Source organism: Kitasatospora sp. NPDC003701 (assembly GCF_053587085.1).
The window spans coordinates 464,445-477,632 of the sequence record NZ_JBSFNM010000001.1 but is presented as its reverse complement, the minus strand read 5'-3'; the positions used below and the strand labels follow the sequence as shown (position 1 = coordinate 477,632).

General features: G+C 77.0%; 7 protein-coding genes. 4 read left to right on the top strand and 3 right to left on the bottom strand.

The annotated features are described in order from the left end of the window. Positions 1 to 231: 231 nt before the first annotated feature. The 3 genes from ACWDRR_RS01785 to ACWDRR_RS01775 all read right to left on the bottom strand — a co-directional run bounded on the left by ACWDRR_RS01785 (position 232) and on the right by ACWDRR_RS01775 (position 6,738). Positions 232 to 3,138 carry an AAA family ATPase gene (locus ACWDRR_RS01785; protein ID WP_449770181.1) on the bottom strand — a complete coding sequence of 969 codons (2,907 nt, stop codon included), beginning with the start codon at positions 3,136 to 3,138 and terminating at the stop codon, positions 232 to 234. 72 nt (positions 3,139 to 3,210) lie between these two features. After that, on the bottom strand, positions 3,211 to 3,414 hold the full coding sequence (locus ACWDRR_RS01780; RefSeq protein WP_449770180.1) for a hypothetical protein: 204 nt from the start codon (positions 3,412 to 3,414) through the stop codon (positions 3,211 to 3,213). 156 nt (positions 3,415 to 3,570) lie between these two features. Beyond that, positions 3,571 to 6,738, bottom strand: coding sequence for a type 2 lanthipeptide synthetase LanM family protein (locus ACWDRR_RS01775; protein WP_449770179.1), 3,168 nt, complete (start codon positions 6,736 to 6,738; stop codon positions 3,571 to 3,573). A 361-nt stretch (positions 6,739 to 7,099) separates the two neighbouring features. Here ACWDRR_RS01775 and ACWDRR_RS01770 point away from each other — a divergent pair, with 361 nt between their 5' ends. The 4 genes from ACWDRR_RS01770 (at position 7,100) to ACWDRR_RS01755 (ending at position 13,157) form a co-directional block, all read left to right on the top strand. After that, a complete protein-coding gene (locus tag ACWDRR_RS01770) occupies positions 7,100 to 7,723 on the top strand; it encodes a response regulator transcription factor (protein WP_387879916.1) in 624 nt (207 codons plus the stop codon). Beyond that, the gene (locus tag ACWDRR_RS01765; RefSeq protein ID WP_449770178.1) at positions 7,720 to 8,361 is read left to right on the top strand and encodes a response regulator transcription factor; all 642 of its coding nucleotides are present in this window, start codon (positions 7,720 to 7,722) and stop codon (positions 8,359 to 8,361) included. Before ACWDRR_RS01770 ends, ACWDRR_RS01765 begins: the two co-directional genes overlap by 4 nt. 249 nt (positions 8,362 to 8,610) lie before the next feature. Next, positions 8,611 to 11,844: an amino acid adenylation domain-containing protein gene (locus tag ACWDRR_RS01760; RefSeq protein ID WP_449770177.1), complete on the top strand. Its 3,234-nt coding sequence runs from the start codon at positions 8,611 to 8,613 to the stop codon at positions 11,842 to 11,844. A gap of 44 nt (positions 11,845 to 11,888) precedes the next feature. After that, positions 11,889 to 13,157, top strand: a complete 1,269-nt coding sequence (locus ACWDRR_RS01755) for a diaminobutyrate--2-oxoglutarate transaminase (protein ID WP_449770176.1) — start codon at positions 11,889 to 11,891, stop codon at positions 13,155 to 13,157. Positions 13,158 to 13,188: the final 31 nt, after the last annotated feature.

Genomic DNA, 13,188 nt, shown 5'->3' with positions numbered 1-13,188 from the left:
GCGGGGGCCGCTGTCCCGGGGCGGGCGGTGGCCGAAAGCTGCACCGGCACGAACCGGCCCCCTCCGGCCGGCCCGGCCGCTTCCGCCCCGCCGGAGCGCGCCGGTGCCGGCGGCAGCAACTGACCGCTTGCGGCCCGCGCCCCGGTCGGGTACCGCGCGGCGCGGGCACCGGCCACCCCCGGGCGGCGGGGGCCGGGACGGGGTCACGGCGAGCGCCGGCCGGCGGTCGGGTCAGGACTGCTCCGCCGCCAGCGCGCAGAGCTGCGCCCGGTTCGGCAGCCCGGTCTTGGCGATCAGGCTGGCGACGTGCTTCTCGACGGTGCGCGGCGAGATGTAGAGCCGGGCGGCGATGTCCTTGTTGCTGAGCCGGTCGGCCAGCAGCTGGAAGATCTCGTACTCACGGACCGTCATGCCCTTGAGGCGCAGCTGCGCCGGGATCCGGTTGCTGCCGGTGCGGTGCTGGCGGACCGGCGCACCGATCGCCCGGAGCAGGGTGCGGCAGGCGCCGACGACGGCGGTGGCGGAGGTCTCGCGGAAGTGGTGCTCGGCCTCCCGCAGCCAGCCCTCCGGGTCGCCCCAGCCCAGGGCATGGGCCTCCTCGGCGATCAGCCGCTGCCCGAGGTGGCGGGCGGTGGGGTAGGGCGCGCCGGCCTCCTGGGCGAGCAGGGCCGCCCGGCCGGCCGCCTCGGGCTCCCCCTCCCGGCCGAGCAGCACGGCCTCGGCGAGCAGCACGAAATGCCGGTTCCACCGCATCCGGCCGGCCGAGCTGGCGGCCACCCGGTCGAGCCGGTCGCGGTCGGCCCGGCCGTCGAGCAGGTCGAGCAGCAGGCCGAGGCCGTGCCGGCCGCCGAGGTGGAAGGTGCTCGGGTTCTCGGCCTCCAGGGCCTGGAGGCCGGCCATGTCGCGGGCGGCCCGGTCGCGGTCCTCCTCCAGGAGGGCGCAGAACACCCGGGCCAGGCCGAGGGCCAGCGGCTCCTCGGGCGAGCCGCTGCCGCCCCAGCGGCCGAACTCGGTCAGCGCCTCCTCCATCGCGGCCCGGTCGCCCTGGTGGGCGGCCAGCACCGAACGGGTCATCAGCAGGTAGCGGGCCACCGGTGTCAGCCGCAGCCGTGCGGCCATGATCAGCGTCTCGTCGCCCAGCGCGCGGGCCTCGGCGAACCGGCCGCGCAGGACGTCGTGCAGGGCGAGGATCCCGTCGAGGGTGTAGACGACGGTGACGGCGCCCAGCCGGCGGGCCTCGGTGCGGGCCTCGTCCAGGGTGGCGGTGCCGCCGTCGGCCAGCCACCGGCTGCCGCCGAGGCGGGTGAGCGCGTACATCCGCTGGAGCGGCAGGCTGTGCCGCTCGGCGGTGCTCATCGCCCGCTCCAGGTAGGTGACCGCCTCGGCCGGGTCGCGCTCGCGGGCGACGACGCCCAGCAGCTCCCAGGCCTGACAGGCGACCAGGGGCTGGTCGTGCCGCTCGGCGGTGTCGATCGCGGCGCGGGCCAGCCGTTCGGCCCGCTGGGTGCGGTCCTGGCCGGGGGTGTCGAGGCACAGGTAGGCCTCCACCACGTCGGTCAGGGCGGTGTGGGCCTCGTCCGGATCCGGTCCGAGCAGCGCGCGGGCCCGTTCGATCTGGTTGTTGCCGTCGGCCCAGCGGCCGGCCATGTAGGCCACCTGGGCGAGGCGGGTGTGCAGGGCGGCCAGCCGGGGCGCGCCCAGGCCGGCGCCGACGAGCTCCCGCAGGCTGCCGGCGAGGCTGAGCGCGCGGGTCAGCTCGCCGGTCTCGGCGAGGGCGGGCAGCAGGGCCTCCAGGGCCTCGGCGCGGGCGGCGGAGTCGGTGCCCCCGGCCAGCAGGCGCTCGGCCCGGTCGAGCAGGGCCACCGCGGAGCCGACCGTGCCGTTGGCCAGGGCGCGGCGGCCTGCCTCGGTGAACAGCCGGCCGGCCCGGACCGGGTCGCCCGCGTCGGCGCGCAGGGTCGCGGCCAGCGGGCACCAGTCGCCCCGCAGGTCGGGGTGGAGGGCCTCGATCGCGTCCGCGGCCTGGTGGGACAGGGCGGCCCGGGCCGTCGGGGTGAGCTGGGCGAGCAGGGCCTCGGCGGTCAGCGGGTGCTGGAAGGCGTACCAGTCGGGGGCGGGTTCGTCGGCCGCGACCAGGCGGGCCGTCACGCTCGCGTGCAGGTGGCTGAGCAGGCTCCGGTCGTCCGCGCCGGTCATCAGCTGGAGCACCGACAGGGGGAAGCGGCGGCCGAGCACGGCGGCGGCGGAGAGCAGGGTCTGCCCCTGCGGGCCGAGTTCGTCGATGCGGTGGATGGCGCCTTCGAGGAGCGCCCTCGGCACATTGCGGCGGAGGTTGCCGGCCACCCGCCAGGCGGCGTTCTCGCGGACCAGCGCGCCGCCGGTGACCGCGCCCTGGAGGAGCTCCTCGACCAGGAACGGGATGCCCGCGCTGTCCTCGCGGATCTGGGTCAGCACCTCGGCGGGCACCAGGCCGGGTTCGGTGTCCAGGCAGGAGGCGATCAGGCGGTCCACCTCGGCGCCGTCCAGCGGCGCCAGGCGGAAGACCGTTCCGCTGCGGCGGCGCCCGGCGGACTCGGCGAGCAGGAGGGCCTCGCCGGGCTCCGAGCGGACGGTCGCCACCAGCATGACCGGCTGCTGGTCGAGGTTGTCGACCAGGTACTCGACGACGGCCAGCGTCTCGGTGTCGGCGTCGTGCAGGTCCTCCAGGACGAGCAGGCAGCCCTGGTCGCGGCCGGCGGAGGCGAGCAGCCGCAGGACGGCCTCGGCGAGCACCACCGTCGACCCCTGGTCCGGGGTGCCGGTGCCCCAGTCCGGTATCAGCCGGCCGAGCACCGGGCGGTACGGGCCGAGGCTCGCCTCGTCCGGGGTCTCCCCGCCGCGCGAGAGCGGCATCAGCGCCTCGGTGAGCGGCCGGAGCGGCACCATCGGTCCGATGGTGCTGCTCCGGCCGCGCAGGACGCGGACTCCGGCGTCGACGGCGTCGCCGATCACTTCGGCCACCAGCCGCGATTTGCCGATTCCCCCCTCGCCGACCAGGAATGTGGTACAGCCGCGCGACCGGCGGAGATCCCGCAGTGATTCGCCGAGTTTGGCGACTTCGGCATCACGGCCGATGAGATGGGCTGCCCGCACACGCATAGCCCCGGATAGTAGTCGCTATCCCCACGGAGCGTCGCGTTCCTGTTCGGACGGGCTCTGTGTGAGCGCAGGTCAGAAGGGCACCGAGACGCTGGTGGTGATGGAGCCGAGGCCCACGACCACGCCACTGCCGAGGTTCATTCCGGCCAGCGCGCGGGTCCGGGCGCAGGCCCCGTTCCAGCGGACCAGCCGGATCTCGCCGGCCGGGTCCGGAATCGTCGCGGCCTGGTCGGTGGCCTCGCTGCGGACAGCACCGTTGTGCAGGGAGTAGGACATGGGGCTTTCCTTTCCATTCGGGAAGCGATGCGTGGTGATAAGTCGCGCTGTGCTCTGTGGTTCTCTGCAGTTTGATTCTTTTTCAGGTGTTTCAGGTGTTTCAGGTGTTTCTGTTCTATTCGGTTGTGTTCGGGGGGTCGGGGGTGGGGCGGCGGTTCAGGCGCGGCCGGCGCGCCCGCCGCCCGGGGCGGGGTCCAGCAGCAGGACGGCGGGCACGGTGTCGGCGAAGCCCAGGCGGAGCAGGGCGTAGCCGATGCCGGACAGCCCGGTGAGCAGTCCGGGCGTCGCCACCTGCCCGGGTGTCCCGCAGCGGGGCCCCCAGTCGTGGAGCTGTCCGAGGACCATCCCGGCCCGGCCGGTCAGGCTGTTCCGGGCACCGCCGTGGCCGCGCCCGGCGAGCGCCGCCAGCGCCTCCGCGGTGCCCAACTCGCCGTGGCAGAGGCTGAGGTCGGCCACCGGCTGCTGCCCGGTGAGCCGGCGGACGGCGTCCCCGAGCGGGCCATCGGCCGGCTCGGCGGACAGGCCCGCGTCGGCCGCCGCCAGCACGGTGCCGGCCGTCCCGGAGCACCAGCCGGTGGCGAGCCGGTCCGCGGCCAGCGCGGCGGTCAGCCGGGCCCGGCCGGCGGCGGCGAACCGCTCGCCCTCCGGGCCGCCGGTGAACCGGGCGTGCCGGGCGAGCGCCCAGCCGATGCCGGCCTCCCCGAAGGCGAAGCCGGCCCGCTCCGGGGCCGCGCCGCCGAGCGGACCGGGCGGCGGCAGCCGGAGCAGCCGTTCGGCGATCCGGTCCGCGAGGTCGGCGGCCTGCGCCAGCCCGCGCTCGCGGTGCACCGCGTGCAGGGCCGCGAGCGCGCCGGCCAGGCCCGCCGAGACGCCGGCCGGGGCGTCCTCGTCGAGCGCCGCCAGGGCCAGCGCGTCCAGCGCGGCCGGCAGGCACTCGGCGAGGCCGTCGTCGACCAGTCCGGCCAGCCGGGCGAGGGCGTAACAGAGACCGCCCAGGCCCTCGAAGCCGCCCGGGCCCACGGCCCGGCCCAGCGCCGGGTCGGCGGCCACCGCGGCGACGAGTTCGGGCAGCGGGGCGATCGCCGCCCGGGCCAGCCCGGTGTGCCGGGCGGAGCCGGTGAGCGCCCCGAGCTGGGCCAGGAACAGGGCCACTCCGCTGTAGCCCTGGGCCAGTCCGGCGCCCATCGGGAGCACCGTCCAGTGCTCGTCGACGGCCTCCAGGCCGATCCAGTTGACCCGGCCGTGCCCCTGGACGGAGCGGCCCACGATCTCGTCGGCGATCCCGGAGGCGGCGGCGAGCAGCGCGGACGGCTCCGGGACGGCGGCGGGCGAGGGGCGGGTGCGGCCGCCCGCCCGGTGCCGGGGGCCCGTGGCGTCGGGGCCGACGGAGGCCAGCGTGGCCGAGATGATCCACTCCTGGTCGTGGCGGTCGACGGTGTTCATGCCGTCGAGCTTCGCCCGGGCGGTGGCGAGGCCGGAGGTGTCCAGGACGCCGGGCACCGGGCTGCCGTCCGAGGCGAACACCTCGGGCGCGCCGGGCCGGTGGAAGAAGACCGGGATGTCACCGTCCCACAGGTCGGCGATCTCGTGCTCGATCAGCGCCTGCCGGGCCGGGTCGCCCTGCGACTCGGCCCAGAGCACCGCGAACACGGCGTCCCGGTCGAGCCCGTCGCCCAGCAGCTGCGGGTGGGTCGCCTCCTCCAGCAGGGTGGCGTACAGCATCGTCGGGCGGATCACGAGCCGGCCGACGGCCTCCGCACCGGTGGCCAGCAGCCCGGCCGGGTCGGCCAGTTCCGCCCGGTACCGGACGACGGCGTCGTACCCGGCGCGGAACCCGGCCAGGGTCGCGGACAGCCGGTCCGCGGCGCCGGCCCCCGGCACGGTGCCGTACGGGCGGTTCTGCGCGCCGGTGAACGGCACCGGCCGGCGCACCAGGCGCATCTCGTCCGTGCCGGCGCCCTCCCAGACCATCCGGGTGTTGGGGAACTCCCCGCCCGGTGCGGCGCCGAGGGCGGAGACGTCGACCGCGCCGAGCTCGCCCACCAGCAGCTGGGGCAGCAGGCAGGTCCGGTGCACCGAGGCGGCGTGCGCCGCGGCCGCCGGGTCCGGCAGGGTGGTGGCGCCCTCGCCCAGGACGGGGTGCAGCAGCGTCTCGACGTCGACGAGCACCGGCTGGTCGCCGTGCGCGAGGAGGTTCTCGCAGTGCAGGTCCACCCCTTCGAGGGTGTAGGCCAGGGCGAGCAGCGCGCCCTGCCGCCGGTGGAACCGGTCGATCTCGGTCAGCGAGCGGCAGACCCGGTGGTCGATGTACTCCAGCCAGCCGTAGCCCTTCCCGGCGACCCAGCGCGGGGTGCGCAGCCCCAGGCCCGGCGCCTTGGTGTCCAGCCAGCCCACCATGTCGTCCAGCAGCGCGTGCTGGCCGATCGGCCTGGGCTTGTAGACCACGCCGGCGCCGCCGGCGAACCACAGCACCGCCACCGACCGGCCCTGCTGGTGGAAGTCCCCGTGGCCCAGCTCGACGGCGGCCAGCGGGCCCTGGTCGTGCCCGCCGAACAGCTCCGCGGTGAGCGCCGGCCGGTCGGCGGCGAGCCGGGTCAGCAGCTCGGCGCCGGACCGGGCGGTGTTGCGGCACATCCGGGCCAGCAGCCGGGCCAGCACCGGGTACCGGGTGAACAGCCGGGCCAGCCCGGCCCGGGTGCCCGTCCGGGCCGCGAAGTCGGCGAACCGGGCCGCGCCGGTGGCGCCGGCCAGGCCGCCCGCGGCCCGGGCGGCGGCGAGTTCCACGACCAGCGTCCGGGCCGCCTCGCCGGCCAGGCGCTCCGCCAGCCAGCGCGTGTACGCCGGGGCGAACACCGCCAGGTCGCCCGGGGCGGCGCCGCCCGCCCGGGCCTGCTCCGTCAGTTCGCCGACGGCGGCGGCCACCAGCGGGCGCAGCAGCGGGGCGAACACCGCCGCCCCCTCGGCCGCTTCGGCGGGGACGCCACCGGGCCGCTCCGGCGCGGCGGCGAGGGCCTGCTCCGGCGCGGCGGCGAGGGCCCGCTCCGTGAACTCCGCCCACGCGGGCTTGGCCAGCCGGCCGGCCAGGCGCTCCGGCGGTTCGGCGGCGAGCGCCGCGGCCTGCCCCGCATCGACGCCCAGCCGGGCCAGCCGCACGGACTCGCAGGCCCGCTCGACCGCCGAGCGGGTGCGCGCCCCGGCCGTCGGGCCCGCCGCCGGCGCCACCGGCGGGTGCGGGGCCGACAGCCGTTCGCGCAGCGTCGCGGCCGGCGCCCACCAGGTGGGCGCCGGCCCTGAGGCCCGGGGGGCGGGGTCGGTTGTGGTCACGTCCGCCACCCTTCCAGCGGCACGACCCGTCCGTACAGGGGAGCACCACCCGTAGATTTCGTCGCGGACTACCCAGACGACGTACCCGCCGTGCCCCACCTTCTCGGGACCGGGTGGTCCGACGGGTGACGGGGGGCGGGCGCGGGGTCGGCCGCAGGGGCGCGGAGCTGCGGCGGAGCGGGCCCGGGGGCACCCGGGACCGGTGGCCGGATCCGGTCACGCCGCGGGCGGGGGCCGTGGCACGGCCGGGTACGGCCCGCCGCGGCGGGGAAAGCGGGTGATCGCGCCCCATGCGGCGCGGCACACCGGAAGCGAAGACTCCTCGCCGAGAGGTTCACCCCACGCTGACCGAGGAGTGCACATGGGCAACCCCCTGCCGCTTTGCGTCGTGGCCCTGGACCCGGTGCTCGAAGCCGGCGCCGTGAGCGCGCTGTCCGGCAACCCGGACATCGCCCTGGTCCAGCCCGAGGAGAAGGCCGACGTCGCCGTCGTCCTGGTCGACCGGGTGGACCGCCAGGAGCTCGACCTGGTGACCGCGACGCGTACCGGCCCGCACCGGCCCGCCATCGTCGTGATCGCCGCCGACCTGTCCCCGGCCGAGGCCGCCGACGCCATCAACGCCGGGGCCCGCGGTCTGCTGCGCCGGCGCGAGGTCAACGCCGACCGCCTGGCGCGGACCGTGCTCACGGTGGCCGGCGGCGACTGCACCGTACCGCCCGACCTGATCGACGGACTCCTCGACCACGGCACCGAGCTCGACCCGCACCCCGGCGCCCGGGGCCACGGGCCCGGCTGGGGCCTGGACGAGCGGGAGCGCGCCGTCCTGCGACTGGTGGCCGACGGCCACGAGACCGACGAGATCGCCCGGGAGCTCTGCTACTCCGCACGGACCGTCACCACCGTGGTCCGCGACATCACCCAGCGGTTCCGGCTCCGCAACCGCGCCCACGCGGTGGCCTACGCGCTGCGGGCGGGTCTGCTGTGAGCGCCCTCGCCCTCGGGACCAGGCCCGAGACCGGAAGACGGCCGGGCGGGCTGCGCGTCCACCTCGGCCCGGCGGGCGGGCCGGCCCGCGAAGCGGTGGCCGCCAACCTGCGCCGGGCCGGCATCGAACTCGCGGCCGCCCGCTCCGAGGCCACCGTCCGGGTGGCCGCCGGGCCGACGCCCGGCGCCGCGCTCGACGGCTGGCCGGAGCCCGACGGCGCCCCGCTGCTGCTGGTCGCCGACACCTTCACGGCCGCCGGGGTCCGGCGGGCCGTCCGGGCCGGGGCGGTGGCCATGCTGCAGTCCACCGAGGCCACCCCGGAACGCCTGCTCACCGCCGTCCGCTGCGCCCGGCACGGGGAGGGCCGGATGCCCTACGGCGTCCTGGTCGGCCTGCTCGGTCCGACCCGGCAGGGCGACCCGGCACCGCACCGGCCCGCCCCCGACTCGCCGCTGACGGCCCGCCAGACGGGCGTCCTGCGCCTGGTCGCCGAGGGGCACGGCAACGCGGCCATCGCCCGCGAACTCTCCTGCTCCGAGCACACCGTGAAGAACGTCATCTACGACCTGATGGCCCGGCTCCAGGTCCGCAACCGGGCGCACGCGGTGGCCCACGCCGTCCGCACCGGGCTGATCTGACCCGGCGCGCCCCCGGGTCGGCCACCCCGGCCCGATGGCACCCACCCCGGCCCGATGGCGCCGACCCCGACCGGACCCCGACGGCGCCGCCCCGGCCCGCCGCCGACCAGAGACATTGACGCAGCAAAAGCGGCGCCCCGCGCTGCCGCTCCTTCCCTACTCCCCCGCCGCACCCGACCGGCAAGCTCCGGTTGTGCCCCGACCACCCGGGGCGCGCGACGTTCTGACTACCCCTTTGGAGGTGAGCCGGTGGACCGCGGTGACGTCCGGACGACATCCTTCTCGCAGCAGCGGCTGTGGTTCCTCGACCAGCTGCGGCCCGGTACGGCGGACCATCTGCTGCCGCTGGCCCTGCGCCTGCGCGGCAGCCTCGACGCCGCCGCCCTCGCCGCCGCCCTGGCCGCCGTGGTCGAGCGGCACGAGGTGCTGCGCACCCGGTACGCGGCCGCCGACGGCGAGCCGGTGGCCCGGGTGGCGCCCTCCGTCGAGGTGCCGCTGGAGACCGTGGCGGCGCCCGCCCCCGGCGAGGCCGGCATCACCGCCGTCCTCGACGAGGTGCTGGGCCGGCCGATCGAGCTGTCGACCGCGCCGCCGCTGCGCGCCACCCTGGCCCGGCTGGCGGCCGACGACCACCTGCTGGTCGTCGTGGTGCACCACATCGCCTTCGACTTCTCCTCCTGGAACGTCCTCACCCGCGACCTGGCGGCGGCCTACCGCGCGGCGACCACCGGCGGCCCCGTCGGCCTCCCGGAACTGCCTTTGCAGTACGCCGAGTTCGCGGCCCGGCAGCAGGAGCGGAGCACCGGTCCCCGGCTCGCCCGCCAGCTCGGCTACTGGGGCTCCCGGCTGGCCGGCCTGCCGCCCCTGGAGCTGCCCACCGACCGTGCCCGGCCCGCCGAGTGGGACGGCGCCGCCGCGGTGGCCCGGTTCACCCTCCCGGCCGAGCTGGTGGCCCAGGCCGACCGGCTGGCCCGGTCCCGGCGGGCCACCCGGTTCATGGTGCTGCTGGCGGCCTTCCAGGCCCAGCTGGGCCGCTACAGCGGGCAGCGCGACTTCGCCGTCGGCACCCCGGTCGCCGGCCGGGGCCAGGCCGCCACCCGGGAGCTCATCGGCCCGTTCGTCAACACCGTGGTGCTGCGCGCCGACCTGTCCGGCCGGCCGAGCTTCGGCGAGCTGGTGGACCGCGTCCGGGCCGGCTCCCTCGCCGACCTCTCGCACGCCGAGACGCCCTTCGAACGCGTCGTCACCGAGCTGGCCCCGGCCCGCGACCTCAGCCGCAACCCGCTCTTCCAGGTCTCCTTCCTGACCCTCGACGCGCAGGCCGAACCGCCCGCGCTGCCCGGGCTGGACGTCGAGCTGGTGCCCACCCCCGTCGCCGGGACGCCGTTCGACCTGGCGCTGGACCTGCTCGGCCGCCCCGACGGCAGCCTGGGCCTGCGGCTGCAGTACGCCACCGCGCTGTTCACCCCGGAGACGGCGGCCCGCCTCACCGATGACTACGTCCAGCTGCTGCGCGCCGTGCTCGCCGCCCCGGACGAGCCGCTCGCGCTCGCCACCGCGCAGCTCGCGCCGCTGCCCTCCGGCGAGCGCCGCCGCCGGCTCGCGCTGGGCCAGGGCGCCGCCCGCGCGGTGCCCTCCCCCACCGTCACCGACCTCTTCGAGCAGCAGGCCCGCAGCACCCCGGACGCCCCCGCCGTCCGCTCCTCGGACGGCGCGCTGAGCTACGCCGAACTCGACGCCCGGGCCGACCGGTTGGCCCGGCGGCTGCGCGACCTCGGCGTCGACCGCGGCGTGCGGGTCGGCGTCCTGCTGGAGCGCGGCACCGGCCTGCTCACCGCCCTGCTCGCCGTCCTCAAGGCGGGCGGCGGCTACGTCCCGCTCGACCCGATGCACCCGGTGAAGCGGATCGGCTACCTGGTCGAGGACACCGGGGCCGCGGTGGTGGTCACCTCCGGGCCGCTGGCCGAGCGGGTGGCCGGCACCGCGGCGACGACCCTGCTGCTCGACGGCGACGAACCGGCCGGCGGCGAACCGGCCCGCGACGAACCGGCCGAGGCCTCGACCGGCACGCCGGCCCGGCTCGACCGGACCACCGGCCAGGACGACCTCGCCTACGTGTTCCACACCTCCGGCTCGACCGGCATGCCCAAGGGCGTGCAGATCCCGCACCGGGCGCTGACCAACTTCCTCCACTCGATGGCCGCCCGGCTCGACCTGCCGCCCGGCGCCACCGTCCTCGGGGTGACCACCGCCTCCTTCGACCCCTCGATGCTGGAGCTGTGCCTGCCGCTGCTGACCGGCGCCCGCCTGGTGCTGGCCGACACCGAGCAGGCCCGCGACCCGGAGCGCCTGATCCGCCTGATCGGCGAGGCCCGCCCGGACGTGCTCCAGGCCACCCCCTCGATGCTGCGGATGCTGACCGACACCGGCTGGACGCCCGGCCCCGGCCTCACCGTGCTCTCCGGCGGCGAGAAGCTCCACACCGAGCTGGCCGCGACGCTCGCCGCCGGCGGCGCCCCGGTCTGGGACCTCTACGGGCCGACCGAGGCGACCATCTGGACGAGCGTCGCCCGCCACGGCGCCGACGGCTCCGTGCTGACCTGGGCCGCGGTGCACAACACCACCGTCCGGGTGCTCGACGACCGGCTGGAGCCGGTGGCCGAGGGCGGCACCGGGCAGGTCTGCATCGGCGGCGACGGCCTCGCCTGGGGCTACCGCGGGCGGCCCGGCCAGACCGCCGGCGCCTTCCTCCCCGACCCGCACGCCACCGCCCCCGGCGGCCGGCTCTACACCACCGGCGACCTCGGCCGGCTCCGCCCGGACGGCTCGCTCGAAATCCTCGGCCGCAGCGACCACCAGGTGAAGATCCGCGGCCACCGGATCGAACCGGGCGAGATCGAGGCCGCGCTGCTCGCCCTGGCGGGCGTGCGCTCCGCCGTCGTCCACCCGACCCCGGACGGCACCGGCGGCCGGCAGCTCACCGCGTACCTGGTCGCGGAGGACGCCGAACGGCCGCCCACCGCCGAGGACCTGCGCGCCGCGCTGCTCGACTCGCTGCCCCACCACCTCGTCCCGGCCGCGTTCGTCCTGCTGGACGCGATCCCGACCGCCGTCAGCGGCAAGGTCGACCGGCACGCGCTGCCGGTGCCGGAGCCCCGCACGGCCGCCCCGGCCACCGCCGCCCCGCGCACCCCGCAGGAGCGGGCCGTGGCCGAGGTCTGGGAGGAGGTCCTCGGCGCCACCGGGATCGGCGTCCACGACGACTTCTTCCGGCTCGGCGGGCACTCGCTGCTCGCCACCCGGGTGTCCGTCCGGCTGCGGGCCGCCCTCGGCGTGGACGTGCCGGTGCGGGCGCTCTTCGACCACCCCACCGTCGCCGCGCTGGCCGCGGCCCTGGACGGCTACCCGCGGACGGCCGTGGCCGGCCCGCTGCCCCGGCTGACCGCCCGCCCCCGCGGCGACCGCGCGACCGCCGGCCGCTGACCGACCCGCACCCCCTCCTTGCCCCCTCGCCCCAAGGACCCGCCATGACCACCGCCACCACCACCGACACCTCCGTCTTCGAGAAGCTCGAATCCGAGGTGCGGATGTACTGCCGCACCTTCCCCGTGGTGTTCGAGCGCGCCAAGGGCGCGCTGCTGCACACCGACGACGGCCGGGCCTTCATCGACTTCTTCTGCGGCGCCGGCAGCCTCAACTACGGGCACAACAACGACGCGGTCAAGCAGCGCGTCCTGGAGTACCTCGCCGCCGACGGCGTGATGCACGGCCTGGACATGCACACCGTCGCCAAGCGCGAGTTCCTCACCCGGTTCAACGAGGTCGTCCTGCAGCCGCGCGGGCTCGACTTCAAGGTGCAGTTCACCGGCCCGACCGGCACCGACGCGGTGGAGGCGGCCCTCAAGCTGGCCCGCCGGGCCACCGGCCGCACCGGGCTGACCGCCTTCACCGGCGGCTACCACGGCATGTCCCGCGGCTCGCTGGAGATCACCGGCAGCCGCCGGGCCCGCCGGGCCGGCGGGGTGGCCGGCGGCGACGTGACCTTCGTCCCCTTCGAGGACGGCCCGCTCGGCCCGTTCGACTCGATCGACCTGATCGAGCGCCTCTGGGCCGACCCGTCCTCCGGCACCGAGCCGCCGGCGGCCGTCGTCGTCGAGCCGGTCCAGATGGAGGGCGGCGTCTACCCGGCCGGCCGGGAGTGGCTGCGCCGCCTGCGCGCCCTCACCGAGCGGTACGGCGTGCTGCTCGTCCTCGACGAGATCCAGTCCGGCTGCGGCCGCACCGGCACCTTCTTCGGCTTCGAGGAGGCCGGGATCGTGCCGGACATCGTCACCGTCTCCAAGTCGCTCAGCGGCTACGGCCTGCCGCTGTCGCTCACGCTGTTCCGCCGCGAGCTCGACCTGTGGCAGCCCGGCGAGCACACCGGCACCTTCCGCGGCAACCAGCTGGCCTTCGTCGCCGCCACCGCCGCGTGCGAACTCTGGCAGCAGGACGCCTTCCTGACCGGCCTGCGGAACAACTCGGCCCGGCTCGACCGGTTCCGGGCGGACCTCGGCACGCTCGACCCGGAGCTCGTGCTGCGCGGCCGGGGCATGGTGCTCGGCATCGACACCGCCCGGGCCGGCGGCCCCGACCGGGCCGAGCGCGTCCAGCGGTACGCCTTCGACCACGGCCTGATCGTCGAGCGCTGCGGCCGGTACGACGAGGTCCTCAAGGTGATGCCGCCGCTGACCATCACGCCCGAGCTGCTCGACGAGGGCCTCGGCGTCCTGCGCGACGCCCTGCGCGCGGGCTGACGGCCCGCCACCCGCCACCTGCCACCCGCCG